Below are 15,623 nucleotides of genomic sequence, written 5' to 3' on the forward strand. Positions count from 1 at the left end.
TTAATTTAGGTAAAATAACTAGAAGTAATCAATACAAACGAGGTAATCATGACAAAAGCAGATCAGATATTTCAAGATAATATCAAAGAAATTATGACAACAGGTGTCTTTAGTCAACAAGCTCGTCCCCAATATAAAGATGGACGTGTTGCTCATTCTAAATATATCACAGGTGCTTTTGCCAAATATGATTTGTCACAAGGCGAATTTCCCATTACCACCTTGCGTCCTATTCCGATAAAGTCGGCTATCAAGGAAATTTTTTGGATTTACCAAGATCAGAGTAACGACTTGTCACTATTAAATGACAAATACGGGGTCAAGTATTGGAATGATTGGGAGGTTGGCAAAACGAGTACGATTGGTCAACGTTATGGTGCTGTCGTTAAAAAGCATGACATTATCAACAAACTGCTAAAACAACTCGCAGAAAATCCTTGGAATCGCCGTAATGTGATTTCTCTTTGGGACTATGAAGCATTTGAAGAATCAGAAGGGCTTTTGCCTTGTGCCTTTCAGACCATGTTTGATGTACGTCAGGTTGGAGATGTTATTTATCTGGATGCGACATTAACCCAAAGGAGTAACGATATGCTAGTTGCTCATCACATCAATGCCATGCAGTATGTGGCTTTGCAAATGATGATTGCCAAACATTTTGGTTGGCAGGTAGGAAAATTCTTCTATTTTGTTAATAATCTCCACATCTATGACAATCAATTTGAGCAGGCAGAAGAACTATTACGCCGTCAACCAAGTCAGTGTCAACCAAGATTGGTACTTAATGTTCCAGATAAAACCGACTTTTTCGCGATCAAACCAGAAGATTTTGAGTTGCTGGACTATGACCCAATCAAACCACAGTTAACATTTGACTTGGCAATTTAGAAATGAGGCCTTGATGACAAAAAAAATAAGCGCTATTTGGGCAGAAGACAACAAGGGACTAATTGGCAAAGACGGTCGCCTACCTTGGCATCTTCCTAAAGACTTAGCTCATTTTAAAGCCATAACAAGTGGACAGGCTATTCTAATGGGACGAGTTACGTTTGAAGGTTTGGGAGGACGTCCCTTACCCAATCGAACGAATTTAATTCTTAGCCGAGATAAGACATTTCAAGCTCAGGGCGTACAGATACTTCATTCCGTAGAAGAAGTTCTTGAATGGTTTGACAAACAAGATAAGAACCTCTATATTGCTGGGGGCAGTGAGATTTATCGCTTGTTTGAACCTTATTACGACCGGTTGATAGTAACCAAGGTAGATGGAGAATTTGACGGAGATACCTATTTTCCAAAGCTAGATTTAACTACCTTTGAGCAAGTATCAAATGTATTTTATGAAAAAGATGAAAAAAACGCTTATGATTTTCATATAGTTGTTTTAGAGAGAAATAAGGAGTAATTTTTAGGATGCAACGAAGTGTTTTCGGTGTCTTTACCGCCTTTTTGTGTGGCATTTGTGTTTTATGCGCCCTAGTAGCTATCAAGAAAAAACGCTATGGATTAGGGACTTTATTCTTATTAAATGCCTTTACAAATCTTGTCAACACCATTCATGCCTTTTATGGCACATTATTTAATTAGGAAAGTGAAAAATGTCTGGAGATACGATGACTGAAATTGTTAATTGTTCATTTTGCGGTAAAAATCAAAATGAAGTGAGAAAAATTGTTGCAGGTAAGCATGTTTATATCTGTAATGAGTGTGTGGCTTTATCACAAGAAATTATCAAAGAAGAGTTGGCAGAAGACATTCTAGCCGACTTGGCAGAAGTGCCAAAACCAAAAGAATTGTTAGAGATTCTAAATAACTACGTTATTGGACAAGACCGAGCTAAACGTGCCTTGGCTGTTGCCGTTTACAACCACTACAAACGAATCACCTTTACAGAAAGCCGGGAAGACGATGATGTCGATTTACAAAAATCAAATATCCTGATGATTGGCCCCACTGGTTCTGGGAAGACGTTCTTGGCTCAAACCTTGGCCAAAAGTTTGAATGTTCCTTTTGCTATTGCAGATGCAACTGCCTTAACAGAAGCCGGCTATGTAGGAGAAGATGTCGAAAATATTCTCTTAAAACTCATTCAAGCAGCAGATTATAATGTTGAACGTGCGGAACGTGGCATTATCTACGTTGATGAAATTGATAAGATTGCCAAAAAAAGTGAAAATGTTTCAATTACTCGTGACGTATCAGGTGAAGGAGTGCAACAAGCTCTTTTGAAAATCATTGAAGGAACTGTTGCCAGTGTGCCACCTCAAGGTGGGCGCAAACACCCTCAACAAGAAATGATTCAAATTGATACCAAAAATATTCTCTTCATCGTGGGTGGAGCTTTTGATGGCATTGAAGATATTGTCAAACAACGTTTAGGTGAAAAAGTCATTGGCTTTGGTCAAAATAATCGCAAGATTGCTGACGATGCCTCTTATATGCAAGAAATTATCGCTGAAGATATCCAAAAATTTGGACTGATTCCTGAATTTATCGGTCGATTACCAGTAACAGCAGCTCTAGAGCAATTAACAGTAGATGACTTGGTTAACATCTTGACTGAACCTCGCAATGCCTTGGTTAAACAATATCAAACCTTATTATCTTATGATGGTGTCACGCTAGAATTTGAACAAGCTGCCCTAGAAGCAATCGCTCAAAAGGCTATCGAACGCAAAACTGGTGCGCGTGGTTTACGTTCAATCATTGAAGAAACCATGCTAGACATCATGTTTGAGGTACCAAGTCAACAAAATGTCACAACGGTACGAATTACCAAATCAGCCGTTGAAGGTACTGATAGCCCTATCTTAGAAACGGCATAGGTGAGTTGAATGAGTGAAGTTTATTTGAATACCCATAATGCGACTATCCAACTCAGTGCTGCCAATAAATCTCATTATCCCCAAGATGATTTGCCTGAAATTGCCTTGGCTGGTCGTTCAAACGTCGGTAAGTCCAGTTTTATTAACACCTTATTAGGTCGTAAAAACCTGGCTAGAACGTCCAGTAAACCTGGAAAAACCCAGTTACTCAATTTTTATAATATTGATGATAAGTTACGCTTTGTCGATGTCCCAGGCTATGGTTATGCTAAAGTGTCCAAAGCCGAACGTGCCAAATGGGGAAGAATGATTGAAGAATATCTGGTCACAAGAGATAATCTAAGAGCCGTGGTTAGCTTAGTCGATCTTCGCCATTTGCCGACAACAGAAGACGTTCAAATGTATGAATTTCTGAAATATTATGAAATTCCAGTCATTATCGTCGCCACTAAGGCCGATAAAATTCCTCGTGGTAAGTGGAATAAACACGAATCAGAAATTAAGAAAAAATTAGATTTTGATAAAAATGATACCTTTATCGTTTTTTCATCAGAAACCAAACAAGGTTATGACCAGGCTTGGGATAGCATTTTAGAGCAATTATGAAAACTTCCTAATCTTTTAGGAAGTTTTTTCAAAAAATAAATAAAAATCCTTGACAGCTTTTACAAAGAATGATATAATAATAGAGGTTTTAAAATAAAACTGACCTAAGACAGTAGGTGAGCCTAGCTCGTAAATCCTACCGAGGCACAAAACGTGATATTTATGAGCGTATTGTACTTTCGTGTCTGGGTTTAGGCACTTTTTTTGTGCCTAGCCAAAATAAAAACGGAGGTAAAACTAATGAGTCAAGCAAGTATTGCTAAAAAAGCAGAATTGGTTGAAGTTGTTGCTGAGAAAATGAAAGCAGCAGCGTCTATCGTTGTGGTTGACGCACGTGGATTGACTGTAGATCAAGATACTGTTCTACGTCGCAATCTTCGTGAGAGTGGTGTTGAGTACAAAGTTATTAAAAACTCAATCCTACGTCGTGCTGCTGAAAAAGCTGGTCTTGAAGGTATGGAAAATGTCTTTGTAGGACCAACTGCAGTTGCATTTTCAAACGAAGATGTTATCGCACCTGCGAAAATCCTTAACGATTTCTCAAAAACTGCTGAAGCCCTTGAAATTAAAGGTGGTGCAATCGAAGGTGCTGTTGCTTCTAAGGAAGAAATCGTTGCCCTTGCGACATTGCCAAACCGCGAAGGACTTCTTTCTATGCTTCTATCTGTACTTCAAGCACCAGTTCGCAATGTGGCGTACGCGGTCAAAGCGGTTGCAGAAAGCAAAGAAGGTGCTGCTTAATTATAAGCAGTTTGGTAGCCTAGTGTTACCACAATTATCATATTTATAAAACATATTTGGAGGACATTACAATGGCATTGAACATTGAAAACATTATTGCTGAAATTAAAGAAGCTTCAATCCTTGAGCTTAACGATCTTGTAAAAGCTATCGAAGAAGAATTTGGTGTAACAGCTGCTGCTCCTGTTGCAGTTGCTGCTGCAGGTGGTGCTGATGATGCTGGTGCTAAAGATTCATTCGACGTTGAATTGACATCTGCTGGCGACAAAAAAGTTGGCGTTATCAAAGTTGTTCGTGAAATCACAGGTGAAGGCCTTAAAGAAGCTAAAGCTATCGTTGATGGTGCACCATCTATGCTTAAAGAAGGTGTTCCAGCAGCTGAAGCTGAAGAAATCAAAGCTAAACTTGAAGAAGCAGGAGCTTCAGTTACTCTTAAATAATCAATTACTGATTGTTTAAAGCTGAAAACCTAGTATTATAGCCTTTTCGTTGAGTTAAGGCGATTAAAAAATGGGAAGTTTCATTTGAAATCCCCCCATAGACACTCCCACAAATTGCTGTGGGGGTTTTTGTTTACTCTTGAGTTATAGCTTATATCCCCACCAAAAATTTTCTTGGTGGGGTTTTCTATTTTAATCTTTTTTCATTAAATAATTGATAAAATACTTTAAGTAAACATCACAAATTTTCATTTTTCAAGACTCTTTGAAAATGATTTTGTTTTAGTATTTCAGCCAATCTATTTGTTGGCTGTTTTTTATTTTCCAAAATGTAATTTTTAACAGTTTTCTCCTCTACAATTTTATAAGAAACTAAAATTGAAGACCTCTTTCGATTAAAAGAATATCTAGGTAAATCATCAAATTCATGTTCCTTTAAATCCTCTTGAGATATTTCATATTCCCAAACTGCTCTCTTAAACTCTGCAAGATACTCTTCAAAAGGCATATCTTCTTTCTTTTTTAGAATAGGCAATATATACTCGATAATTTGAAGCAAGCGTGTTTCTCTTAAATCATAACAAGTTTTTAAGAACATTTGTTCAGTTTGGTTTAATACCAAATCTGAAAAATTTTTCAAATAATACTCATTAAATAATTTTTCAGTTGCTGGCATATCACGAAAAATATCGAAATATTTAGACGGTAAACCATTTTTAAGCTGTCTTTTCCGCCACCGTCTAAATGTTCTATCATCTATGTATAAATCATTTTCAGTATTAAAATATTTTTCTCTAAATTTCTCAAGATTGGTTACCTCTCCGATTTGCTTATCCATAGCGTATTGTTTTTTTAATATCTCTGAATATTTTTTTTAATAAATCCGTTAACTGTCTTTACATTGTACTCTCTTTCTAATCTCTTATTGATGAGTTCCTGAAAATATTCTAAGTGCTCCATATTCATCCTCCATAAATCGGACATTTTTTTTGCCGTCTATCATTATAAACTTTTCTGTATTATGATTAAATCAGATAAGTTAAGTATAACTTATCATATCCTAGCCAACAAGCAAAAACTTGTTACTCGGACATTTTCTTATTGTTTTAGAATGCTGATTCTATTATTACTATCCAATTCAGCAGGTTTTACACCTATTTGGAAAACTTAAAAGCCAAAGGAGGATTATATATGGCTTTAAAAAATTTAAGTCACTTCACAGAATTTAACGTTCCCTTATTCCTATCGAATAAAGAACTTAGGTTCGTATCAGCCACTCCCTGGATTGAAAAAGGTGAGAACGAGGTCGAAAAAGGAGTAAAATTGTCTTTACTAATTTTTGCTGACGACACAAGCTATCCGAATGACAAGAATAATCTAGGAGAGCTTCTCGTCGTCAAGGTGCCATTCGCTTCAATTAGTGATTACTCTGATTTTCAACCAATGGTAACTCCTTGCGAAATTACCCAAGTGGAGAAAGCTTCAATTTATGGGGAATACCGGAATCAGCTCAGCTTAACAGGTCAAGTGGTTAGAGCCGAAGACTCTATAGAATTGTAATTTGAGAGGTTAGAAATATGAGTATAATTATCGTTATCATTTTGATAATGTTTATCACATTTCCTGACTTTAGAAAGAACTGGATATCCTCTTATCAGTGGATAGAAAAAGAGTTAGGCAATGATTTACTAGGGAAAGTTGTGGCTAGTTTGGCAGCTACTACTATAGCACCTGTGCTGACCATTATTAGTTCTATTCAAAATCAGTTAGTGAATAAGCAAGAAGTATCTGAACCCACATCACAAGAAAGGTATGACTCGTTTGTCAATTGGTTTAATGCTGTCCTAAGTGTCGATTTAAATTCAGATGAGGATTTAAAGAGTATTCTTGCAGGGTGGAATTGGTTTAATAATGGTCTTGTCCTCCATTTCAAGTATAGACCTAAAGAGAACGAACTCTCTGACATCGCAGAGAGGCTCCAATCTTATAACATGAATTTTGGTTGGGCTTTTAGAAATCTCGGAGAATTGTATTTACACAATTTTGGCACAACCTCTAATTGGTCAGTACCAGTACTATTTATCGACAAAATAGTAGAGAATGAGGCGAGCAGAGTTGCAGAGTTAGCTCGTGTTGAGCGTGAAAAAGAGCTGGAATCTCTTCCTATTTCTCTGCTCAATCGTAATAGCGAAACTCTTAGAGAACAAACGAAAGGTAAATATCCCTTATGGGCTAATCGAAAAGGGAATCATCAGTTGATTGATTTTAAGAGTCATATAGTCTTAGTTGGAAGTACTGGCGCAGGTAAAACTGGAACTTTAGCTTACTGGCTGTGGCTAATAAATTCTTTGAAAAATGAAGTTGATGAACTTTATATCCTTGACTACAAGAGGGGAAAGGACTGGGCTTCATTTTATGGCATCAGTAGTCATTATGCCTCAGCGGAAGATACTAAAATATTGTGGGAGAAACTCTATCAACAGTTCAAATCTTACCAAACTGGAGTAGAGAATATTGGCGATAAAGTCGTCTATATCATCATTGATGAGCTAGCAAGCCTTGTTGAGAGCTACACTACTAAAAAAGAACGTGACGAATTTTTAAGACAATTTAAGGATATGCTACGGCTCTCTCGTAGCCTTGGAACAGGGAAAGGTGGCTACCGGCTTATTGTAGGACTCCAACAAGCTGATTCAAGCTATTTTGGGGGTACTGAAGGACGAGGAAACCTGAGTATCAGAGTAGCTCTTGGTGGGAACATCGCTGAAGGGGCTAGGATGATTTTTGAAATTACCGATGAATCAGACAAACCTGAATCGTCTCCAGTTGGTAAGGGATTTGCTCAGGTATATGGTCAACCAGTTCAGCGTATCATGATTCCTTATGTGAAAGACAGAGAACAAGTCATGGAGGCCATTGCAAGAAGTATGGATAACGCTGAAGCGATACCAGATGATTAAATTTTTTTATGCCGTGAAAGTTTGTTGGACAGTAGGCTAAGATAAATTTAGACTGGTTGAGGCGGTGCGGTCGAACTCTGTTCGTCCGTGCCGACACAATCAGCTTAATCATCTTGGGGAACCTGTTGTCAACAAAATCATGGAATAAATCAGAATTTAATCATCGGAAATTTAACGCTTTAACTTGATAAGCGTCTCACAAAAGCACATTACATTAAAAGGAGAGCTATCATGACTCAAATAATTGATTCCGAAAAAATCGTCAAGAGTTATATCTATGGCGATACTGTTGAAATGACAACTGCTAATGGTCAACAAGAACAGACTATAAAAGTGATTGAGGGCAAACGCTACGTGAATCTTGAAACAGGAGAGATTCATGACATGGACACTTCTAATAGCACCCGTTTAGACAATCTGAAGTCAGCGAAACAAACTATGAAAAAATTGCGCCGTCTAGTTGCTCATAATTTTACTGGAGGAAACAATCAACTTTGGATAACTCTAACATATCGTGAGCATATCACGAAGCCAGATATTGTCTATAAAGATTTCAAAGCATTTATGCGCCGTCTTCGTACTGGATTTGGAAAGGTTGATTACATAGCAGTAATTGAACCACAAGCCTCACGGCGTTGGCATTTGCACGTGCTTATGAAAAACGATTCCGAACTCACTATTCCAAACGATGTATTATCACAACTATGGGCGAAAGGCTTCACTAAAACGAAGCGTCTTCGTAGCTCGGATAAGGTCGGCAACTACCTAGTAGCGTATCTCTCTAATCTTCAACTTGATTCCTCTAGTAATTCCGATAAAAAATCCATAGTGAAAGGGGCTAGGCTTTATATGTACCCAAAGGCGTTAGAATTTACCGTACCTCTAGAGGAATTGAAAAACCTTTAGAGATAACCACTTCAAAGGGAGAAATTATGAAAAAGTTTAATATTCACAGCCCGCCTAACTTTTCCAGGACTACCAGACACGAAACACCTTACGGTGAAAAGGAATATGTGACTGAGTTTTACGACAACATAAAAAGCCTGTCAGACACTTTTAGCGGAGCAACTGACAGGGCTAAAAATAGCGCAGAAGATTGATATAAAGTAGGTATCTCCTGATACCTCAATTATAACACAAGATGAGGTCTAAAAATGAAAACTATAAATCATAAAAAGTTAATGGAACTTGGTTTTTCAATGACTAGCTCAAAACAAATTATCCGAGAAGCTAAGGCTATCGCAATCCAGCGATTTAATGAAACTAGTAATTCTTCGGATAATATGCTAAAATTAAAAAAATCGCCATTTAACAACCGACGATTAGACTTGGCTCCTATTGAAATAGTCGAAGAGCTTTTAGGTTTTCAGTTGACCCAATAGAGAGGAAAACTGAAATGACTAAAAATAAAAAATATAAAGGAGTCTTTAGAGACAAAAAAGGTCGTATCTACTGCCAAACGGAATTCAAGGCTTCAGCAACTGGAAAACGTCAACGTTTCAAACGTTATCGTGATCAATGGGGAAACTCATTTAAAACAGAGAAACAGGCTTATGACGAGCTGTGTAGGGCTCGTATTGAATTTTACGATAAATTTGATTATACCGATTACAATTTAACCTTTGAACAGTATATAGTAGATATTTTCATCCCATACTATAAGCAGACAGTTCAGGAATCAACTTATCGTACTGCTATTACCCACTTTGATAGCTTCATCAAAGAATTCGGTAAGAAGAGACTTAGGGAAATCACACCACGAGATTGCGAAAGATTTCGGCTTAAGTTGGTTGAAAATTATGCCCCTAATTACGCTAAATGTGTTTGGATACGTTTTAAACAATGTTTAGGTTACGCTGAGAGAATGGAATATATAAAAACTTTCCCTTGTAAGAGTCTTGATAATCCAAAAGGTGCTAGACCTGATACAAAATTCTGGACGTTTGACGAGTTCAAGAAAGTTTTAACAACCTTTGACCTAACTGATTATGAAGACTTACTTCGATATACCACGGTTTGGCTTTATTATATGACTGGTGTCCGTGTCAGCGAGGGATTTGCATTGCTTTGGTCAGACTATGATAGAGAAAACAAGCGTATCTTTGTTCATGCCACTTTGGAAGCTAAAAAAGGTGGTATCTATCACAGAAAAGAGCAAACAAAGACAGAAGCAGGTATGCGATATGTTGACCTAGATGATGAAACAGTAAAAGTCCTAAACAGGTGGCGAGAGCTTCAAGTGGCTAATTCAGATAGTGATTACATCTTATCAAGATTCGGAGAGCCAATGGTCAAAAGTACCTTGAGTAGAATGTTGAAACGACACGCAGAAAAAGCAGGAATTCCTGTTATCACTGGCAAAGGGCTTCGCCATTCCCACGATTCATTCATGATTAACGTATTGAAAAAAGATGTCTTACTGGTGTCGCAAAGGTCAGGACGGATTGATAAGGCAACCACTCTTAACATGTATTCGCATTATTACGCTCATCAAAGTAGTATAGGGTCTGAAATTACCGACTTATTAAACAAAGAGGGGCTAAAATCTGACACCCCGTTAGACACCCCCACATTCAATTAACTAAACAGAAAAACGCTTTATACCAACGATTTCAAGGAGTAACGCCTATGTTACTCTTAAATAATAGAGTGACTACTCAAGTAGCTTGAAATGATAAATCCACTATTCTTCGGGGTAGTGGGTTTTCTTTTTGTTTGATAAGGTGCAAATTATTAATAAAGATTATCTAAAACATCAACTACTAGAAAGAACACAGAACAGACAACTAATTTTATTTTCAAATCTTGCTCAACTCGATAATGACTTGATACAAGAAGAATATGCAGCTATAAGAATATCTAATAAGATAATCAGAATGATATTAATGAAAAATTATGACAATTAAAAGTAATTTTGATACAATCTTAATGAAGAGAAGTGAAGTAGAGAATTTAGTGTCGCTACGCAGTTTTATAACATGAGATTACGGAACAGGCATACCGTCCACTACTCTTAAAGCACTTGGATTTTATCTAAGTGCTTTTTTGCTTGCTTTTTAGATTATTTGGTAATACAATGATATTACTAAAAAATTAAAAGGAGAATCGATGTGACAACAATTACCTTGAAAGTCTCTGAAGCAGATAAAACATTTATGCAAGCAATGGCTAAGTTCGAAGGAGTTTCTCTTTCAGAATTGATTCGTACAAAAACTCTTGAAGCTTTAGAAGATGAGTATGATGCTCGTGTTGGTGAGCTTGCTTATCAGGAATATCTTGAAGATATTAAGAATGGCTATGCCCCAATAACTCTAGAAGAAATGGCTAAGGAGTTAGGTGTTGACTTATAAAGTAATTTTATCTGCAAAAGTACAAAAACAATTGCAAAAATTAGATAAAGCAACAGCAAATCTGATTTTAAAATACTTGTCTAAAAATGTTGATGGACAGTCTGATCCAAAACAAAAAGGAAAAGGTTTAACCTCTAATCGTTCAGGGCAATGGCGTTATCGTATTGGTGATTATCGTGTTATTTGTGAGATTATAGACGATGAATTAGTTGTTTTGGCAATATCGGTTGGTCATCGTCGAGATATTTATTAAGGATTCGCATTTAAATGTAATAAGTTTAGAGTTACAAAATGATTTAAGAGCGTTTTCTAAAACTGTTTAAAAGTATAAAGGGTAGGGTAAAAAAATCATTTATACTTGCATCACCCAATGTTTAATGTTAGCTTCTCTTTTTTAAAATCAGCCAGTGATAAATAATTAACGAAAATAGGTTATTCAATATTTGTGCTCTTTCCGGATGAGATTAGAACTTTTAAGGATAAAAAATTCGTGGAAAACTATGTAAAAACCTATAAACTATCTTCGAAACGAGATTCAGTATATAAAATAAGAGAAGGAAGATTGGTTGATATGCTAAGAAAAAATAATCAACTGACAGCAAAGTAGTTTTTAAGGGAAACTTAATTCAGCACCTAGAGCATTCTAAGTGATTTTTATTTGTCCAAATTATTGCGGTTGTTTTAATAGTCATGATATTGTTAGCTATTCTATTCTTGGATTATTTTAATTTTTACTAACCTCTTTTTCCAAAAAATGGTCCAATTATGATAAAATATTATGGAGCATAAATGATGGAAAGGATTAGAATGAGCACCAAGAAAAATCAAAAAAACAAGAACAAACTAAAGACCAGGTATTTATTAGATAAGGGACGACGTAGTTTATTAAGAGGAATTTTTAGTCGAACAACCGTGATTGCCATTCTCTTAATTATCCAAGTTCTTTTTCTTATGGCAACATTTTCTTGGTTTAATCAATATCAAGCTTATTTCCGAGCCTTAGAAATTGTCTTAGGTTTGGCAGCTATTTTATACTTAATCAATAGTGAGATGGATGCCCTTTCTCGTCTGACTTGGTCGTTATTGATTATGTTGACGCCACTTTTAGGCGTTTTATTCCTGATTTATACCAAAGTTGATTGGGGTTATCGTGGTTTAAAAACTCGATTGGCTGAATTAACGACCATGAGTCAGCCTTATTTATCTGATAATATTAAAGTAACCAATCAATTAAAAAAAGAAAAATCGACTACCTATAATCTTGTCAAGTATTTTCAACGAACTCGAGATGGTTTTCCAGTCTATCAAGGGACTAAAGTGACTTATTTCCCTAGTGGTGAAGCTAAATTTGCTGAACTCAAACGTCAACTCTTTCAGGCTAAAAAGTATATCTTTTTAGAATACTTTATTATTGATGAAGGTCTGATGTGGGGGGAAATCTTAGCGATTTTGGAAAAAAAAGCTAGCGAAGGAGTAGAGGTCAGAGTGATGTATGATGGCATGATTGAGTTTTCAACGCTATCATTTGATTACACAAAACGTTTGGAAACCTTGGGAATCAAGGCTAAGGCCTTTCTAGGTATCTCTCCTTTTATTTCGACCTATTATAATTATCGTGATCATCGAAAAATTGTTGTGATTGATGGTAAGGTTGCGTTCACAGGTGGTGTCAATCTAGCCGATGAATACATTAACCATATTGAACGTTTTGGTCATTGGAAAGACAGTGCCATCATGTTAGAAGGTAAAGCTGTTGATACTTTTACAGTTTTATTCTTGCAAATGTGGTCAATCACAGATAGTAATCCTGATTTTTCTGCTTATCTGCCTAGGCATCAAGAAGCAAGTAAAAAAGAAGATGGCTATGTGATTCCTTATGGTGATTCCCCTCTTGACTCTGATAAGATAGGGGAAAATGTCTATATTGACCTGCTTAATCATGCTCGTGACTATGTTTATATCATGACCCCTTATTTAATCTTAAATAGTGAGCTTGAGCATGCCATTAAGTTTGCCGCTGAACGTGGTGTCGATGTTCGTTTGATTTTACCTGGTATTCCTGATAAGCAAGTACCTTATGCCTTGGCTAAGACTTATTATAAAACCTTGTTAAAATCTGGTGTTAAAATCTATGAATACACCCCTGGTTTTGTTCATGCTAAAGTGTTTGTTAGTGATCATATTAAAGCTGTTGTTGGAACTATTAACCTAGATTATCGTAGTTTGTATCACCATTTTGAATGTGCAACCTATCTTTATAAAGTCCCAGCAATCAAGCAAATTGAACAAGACGTTCAGCAAACCTTAAGTCACTGTCGTCAAGTCAGCTTAGAAAACTTAAAAGAAGAACCCTTAGCAACAAAACTAACTGGTTATGTCGTTAAAACTATTGCACCTTTACTTTAAATATGATATGATAAATAGCATGCGATGAGTCGATACATGATTTAGTTAATAAATCATTATTGAGCATGGGACGTCATAAGGCAGGAGCCGACGTTGATAGGTTGTGTGAACCTTCCTATCACATCATGATTTGATGCCCTATCCCCTCTATATCAGAGGGGATTTTTTATTGTCGAAAAATGTAATTAGTTAATAACAAGCAGAAAAATTAAGATTAAGTTTACTAGTTTTAGTCAGTTGTTTTATAAGGGAAATTTAGCAGTAAATAATTTTTGTAGATTTTATACCTTATATCTTTCCGAAAAACTATAATTTTCTTGAAAAATGATGAAGTATATGTTATACTAGCTATATAAATATGGAGGATATCTTATGCGTCGTGAACTACTACTCGAAAAAATTGATGACTTGAAACAGATGATGCCTTGGTATGTTTTGGAGTACTATCAGTCAAAATTGGCAATTCCTTATAGCTTGACAACCCTCTATGAATATTTGAAAGAATACCGACGTTTTTTTGCTTGGATTTTAGATTCTGGTTTAAGTCAGGTAGCGACTATTTCTGAGATTCCTTTAGAGACTTTGGAGCATTTGACTAAAAAAGATATGGAGGCTTTCATCCTTTATTTACGTGAACGTCCTTTGTTAAATGCCAATACCCACAAAAATGGTCTATCCCAAACGACAATCAACCGTAGCTTATCAGCCTTATCTAGCTTGTACAAGTATTTGACCGAAGAGGTTGAAAATCAAAATGGTGAACCTTATTTCTATCGAAATGTCATGAAAAAGGTTTCAACAAAGAAAAAAAAAGAAACATTAGCAGCTAGGGCTGAACAAATTAAGCAAAAATTATTTTTGGGAGACGAAACAATGGCCTTTTTAGACCATGTGGAACACGATTATGCTGTCAAGTTATCTCCTCGAGCTCGTTCTTCTTTTCAAAAAAACAAGGAGCGTGATTTGGCTATTTTAGCCCTTCTACTCGCTTCTGGTGTCCGTCTGTCAGAGGCAGTCAATCTTGATCTTAAAGATCTTAACATGAATATCATGGTGATTGATGTGATTAGAAAAGGTGGGAAACGTGATTCTGTTAATATTGCTGCTTTTGCTAAGCCTTACTTGGAAAATTACCTAGCGATTCGCCAAGTACGTTATAAAGCTGATAAAACTGACTTAGCTCTCTTTTTATCAGAATATGCAGGCAAGGTGAACCGCATGGATGCTTCAAGCATTGAAAAAATGGTGGCTAAATACTCTGCTGACTTTAAGGTTCGTGTTACCCCACATAAATTGCGTCACACGCTAGCTACTCGACTGTATGATGCGACAAAATCTCAAGTTTTGGTTAGTCATCAATTAGGCCATGCCAATACTCAAGTCACAGATCTTTATACTCATATTGTTGATGATGAGCAAAAAAATGCCTTGGACAACTTGTAAACATAATAAAATTTATGTAAAATAATTATCTGCTGCTTAGGACTGATTTTTTTTAAAAGTGGAGCACAAGAAAAGACAAAAAGACTGATATTTTGTATAATCAAGGCATAGAAAGAGGAGAATGAGATGAAAAAAACAGGAAATTTAACAAAAACCTCAGGTAAATTATTGGGAAATGTTAGTAAGGTTTTTGGGCTCTTAGATACGGTTGATATTGTGAGCAAGGTGACCGATAGTACCATTCCCTTAATTGATAAAGCCTTAGATCGTCATCATGAACATCGTCGTAGCTTAGTTCGTTTGGATAATCTAGTTCATATGGATCTCTTTGAAGCCAAGGCGCACTTAGAACAACAAGGTTTTATTGTAAGTACTATTTTAGCCAAACCTAGTAAAAAATATCAACAAGCAAAAATCAATGAAGTGGTTGAGATGTCGCCCAAATCTGGTAAATTACCAATTGGGTCTTTGATTAAACTCTACTATCTTGATCAAAATCTTTTAGCTCAAATCAAGGAAACGCTGACACTACCTGACTTAATTGGCCTACCTTTAGAGCAAGCTCAGGATATTCTTGAAGAATTGAACTTGAAACCAGTTCCACTGCTATTACCAGCAAGCAAGGAATATGCTAAATATCAGCCTAATCAAGTCATTAACATGTCACCCAAGCCAAACTTGGTTAAAAATCAAATCAAAAAAGGAAGCTTGGTTAAACTGAGTTATTTAAATGAAGAGAATTTATTAGCCAGTCAAGCATTGGCACAAGCTTGGGCAGAAAAACAGGCACACCGTCAGGAAAAAGTATTAAAGACTCTTAAACAAACAAGGAAAATCTTTAAGTAGTCTAAT

The 15,623-nt window shown here is 36.2% G+C and carries 16 protein-coding genes, 1 pseudogene and 1 other annotated feature; of the genes and pseudogenes, 16 read left to right on the forward strand and 1 reads right to left on the reverse strand.

Features of this window, described 5'->3' with window-relative positions:
* Positions 1 to 48 precede the first annotated feature (48 nt).
* The 6 genes from FRX54_RS01910 (at position 49) to rplL (ending at position 4,612) form a co-directional block, all read left to right on the forward strand.
* Positions 49 to 888, forward strand: coding sequence for a thymidylate synthase (locus FRX54_RS01910; RefSeq protein WP_146460424.1), 840 nt, complete (start codon positions 49 to 51; stop codon positions 886 to 888).
* A gap of 13 nt (positions 889 to 901) precedes the next feature.
* A complete protein-coding gene (locus FRX54_RS01915; RefSeq protein WP_146460426.1) occupies positions 902 to 1,405 on the forward strand; it encodes a dihydrofolate reductase in 504 nt (167 codons plus the stop codon).
* 208 nt (positions 1,406 to 1,613) lie between these two features.
* Positions 1,614 to 2,825, forward strand: a complete 1,212-nt coding sequence (gene clpX, locus FRX54_RS01925) for an ATP-dependent Clp protease ATP-binding subunit ClpX (RefSeq protein ID WP_398586610.1) — start codon at positions 1,614 to 1,616, stop codon at positions 2,823 to 2,825.
* A gap of 9 nt (positions 2,826 to 2,834) precedes the next feature.
* Complete coding sequence (gene yihA, locus FRX54_RS01930; protein ID WP_146460432.1) at positions 2,835 to 3,431, forward strand: ribosome biogenesis GTP-binding protein YihA/YsxC; 597 nt, start codon at positions 2,835 to 2,837, stop codon at positions 3,429 to 3,431.
* An 85-nt stretch (positions 3,432 to 3,516) separates the two neighbouring features.
* Positions 3,517 to 3,645 (forward strand) — a sequence feature (ribosomal protein L10 leader region).
* A gap of 26 nt (positions 3,646 to 3,671) precedes the next feature.
* On the forward strand, positions 3,672 to 4,172 hold the full coding sequence (gene rplJ / locus FRX54_RS01935; protein ID WP_146460434.1) for a 50S ribosomal protein L10: 501 nt from the start codon (positions 3,672 to 3,674) through the stop codon (positions 4,170 to 4,172).
* Positions 4,173 to 4,243: 71 nt separating this feature from the next.
* Positions 4,244 to 4,612 (forward strand): 50S ribosomal protein L7/L12, encoded by a 369-nt coding sequence (gene rplL, locus FRX54_RS01940; RefSeq protein ID WP_146460436.1) that lies wholly within the window; start codon positions 4,244 to 4,246, stop codon positions 4,610 to 4,612.
* A gap of 238 nt (positions 4,613 to 4,850) precedes the next feature.
* On the opposite strand, the gene FRX54_RS01945 is transcribed toward rplL, so the two are convergent.
* Positions 4,851 to 5,450, reverse strand: coding sequence for a hypothetical protein (locus FRX54_RS01945; protein ID WP_146460439.1), 600 nt, complete (start codon positions 5,448 to 5,450; stop codon positions 4,851 to 4,853).
* Between the two features lie 485 nt (positions 5,451 to 5,935).
* Between FRX54_RS01945 and FRX54_RS06405 the strand changes: the two genes are divergently transcribed.
* From FRX54_RS06405 to FRX54_RS06305, 10 genes and pseudogenes are all read left to right on the forward strand, one after another.
* Positions 5,936 to 6,172 carry a hypothetical protein gene (locus tag FRX54_RS06405; RefSeq protein WP_261379609.1) on the forward strand — a complete coding sequence of 79 codons (237 nt, stop codon included), beginning with the start codon at positions 5,936 to 5,938 and terminating at the stop codon, positions 6,170 to 6,172.
* 47 nt (positions 6,173 to 6,219) lie between these two features.
* On the forward strand, positions 6,220 to 7,572 hold the full coding sequence (locus FRX54_RS01955) for an ATP-binding protein (RefSeq protein WP_186652414.1): 1,353 nt from the start codon (positions 6,220 to 6,222) through the stop codon (positions 7,570 to 7,572).
* Between the two features lie 231 nt (positions 7,573 to 7,803).
* Positions 7,804 to 8,672 (forward strand): annotated as a pseudogene (locus FRX54_RS01960) (replicative protein).
* Between the two features lie 54 nt (positions 8,673 to 8,726).
* Positions 8,727 to 8,954 carry a DUF3173 family protein gene (locus tag FRX54_RS01965; protein ID WP_146460445.1) on the forward strand — a complete coding sequence of 76 codons (228 nt, stop codon included), beginning with the start codon at positions 8,727 to 8,729 and terminating at the stop codon, positions 8,952 to 8,954.
* A gap of 14 nt (positions 8,955 to 8,968) precedes the next feature.
* A complete protein-coding gene (locus tag FRX54_RS01970; protein ID WP_146460447.1) occupies positions 8,969 to 10,153 on the forward strand; it encodes a site-specific integrase in 1,185 nt (394 codons plus the stop codon).
* 529 nt (positions 10,154 to 10,682) lie between these two features.
* On the forward strand, positions 10,683 to 10,922 hold the full coding sequence (gene relB / locus FRX54_RS01975) for a type II toxin-antitoxin system RelB family antitoxin (RefSeq protein WP_146460449.1): 240 nt from the start codon (positions 10,683 to 10,685) through the stop codon (positions 10,920 to 10,922).
* Positions 10,912 to 11,175: a type II toxin-antitoxin system RelE/ParE family toxin gene (locus FRX54_RS01980; protein ID WP_146460451.1), complete on the forward strand. Its 264-nt coding sequence runs from the start codon at positions 10,912 to 10,914 to the stop codon at positions 11,173 to 11,175. Before relB ends, FRX54_RS01980 begins: the two co-directional genes overlap by 11 nt.
* A gap of 554 nt (positions 11,176 to 11,729) precedes the next feature.
* Complete coding sequence (cls, locus tag FRX54_RS01985; protein ID WP_146460768.1) at positions 11,730 to 13,328, forward strand: cardiolipin synthase; 1,599 nt, start codon at positions 11,730 to 11,732, stop codon at positions 13,326 to 13,328.
* A gap of 372 nt (positions 13,329 to 13,700) precedes the next feature.
* Complete coding sequence (gene xerS / locus FRX54_RS01990) at positions 13,701 to 14,771, forward strand: tyrosine recombinase XerS (protein ID WP_146460454.1); 1,071 nt, start codon at positions 13,701 to 13,703, stop codon at positions 14,769 to 14,771.
* 126 nt (positions 14,772 to 14,897) lie between these two features.
* The gene (locus FRX54_RS06305) at positions 14,898 to 15,617 is read left to right on the forward strand and encodes a PASTA domain-containing protein (RefSeq protein WP_186652425.1); all 720 of its coding nucleotides are present in this window, start codon (positions 14,898 to 14,900) and stop codon (positions 15,615 to 15,617) included.
* The last annotated feature ends 6 nt before the right edge of the window (positions 15,618 to 15,623 follow it).

The organism is Streptococcus sp. sy004 (assembly GCF_007859205.1).
GTDB lineage: Bacteria > Bacillota > Bacilli > Lactobacillales > Streptococcaceae > Streptococcus.

What these genes read in the sequence shown, in the direction of transcription:
- FRX54_RS01915 (WP_146460426.1), top strand. Translation starts at nt 902, where the DNA reads ATGACAAAAAAAATAAGCGCTATTTGGGCAGAAGACAACAAGGGACTA.
- FRX54_RS01970 (WP_146460447.1), top strand. Translation starts at nt 8,969, where the DNA reads ATGACTAAAAATAAAAAATATAAAGGAGTCTTTAGAGACAAAAAAGGT.
- xerS (WP_146460454.1), top strand. Translation starts at nt 13,701, where the DNA reads ATGCGTCGTGAACTACTACTCGAAAAAATTGATGACTTGAAACAGATG.
- rplL (WP_146460436.1), top strand. Translation starts at nt 4,244, where the DNA reads ATGGCATTGAACATTGAAAACATTATTGCTGAAATTAAAGAAGCTTCA.
- yihA (WP_146460432.1), top strand. Translation starts at nt 2,835, where the DNA reads ATGAGTGAAGTTTATTTGAATACCCATAATGCGACTATCCAACTCAGT.
- FRX54_RS01965 (WP_146460445.1), top strand. Translation starts at nt 8,727, where the DNA reads ATGAAAACTATAAATCATAAAAAGTTAATGGAACTTGGTTTTTCAATG.
- FRX54_RS06305 (WP_186652425.1), top strand. Translation starts at nt 14,898, where the DNA reads ATGAAAAAAACAGGAAATTTAACAAAAACCTCAGGTAAATTATTGGGA.
- FRX54_RS01945 (WP_146460439.1), bottom strand. Translation starts at nt 5,450, where the DNA reads ATGGATAAGCAAATCGGAGAGGTAACCAATCTTGAGAAATTTAGAGAA.
- clpX (WP_398586610.1), top strand. Translation starts at nt 1,614, where the DNA reads ATGACTGAAATTGTTAATTGTTCATTTTGCGGTAAAAATCAAAATGAA.
- FRX54_RS01955 (WP_186652414.1), top strand. Translation starts at nt 6,220, where the DNA reads ATGTTTATCACATTTCCTGACTTTAGAAAGAACTGGATATCCTCTTAT.
- FRX54_RS01910 (WP_146460424.1), top strand. Translation starts at nt 49, where the DNA reads ATGACAAAAGCAGATCAGATATTTCAAGATAATATCAAAGAAATTATG.
- rplJ (WP_146460434.1), top strand. Translation starts at nt 3,672, where the DNA reads ATGAGTCAAGCAAGTATTGCTAAAAAAGCAGAATTGGTTGAAGTTGTT.
- cls (WP_146460768.1), top strand. Translation starts at nt 11,730, where the DNA reads ATGAGCACCAAGAAAAATCAAAAAAACAAGAACAAACTAAAGACCAGG.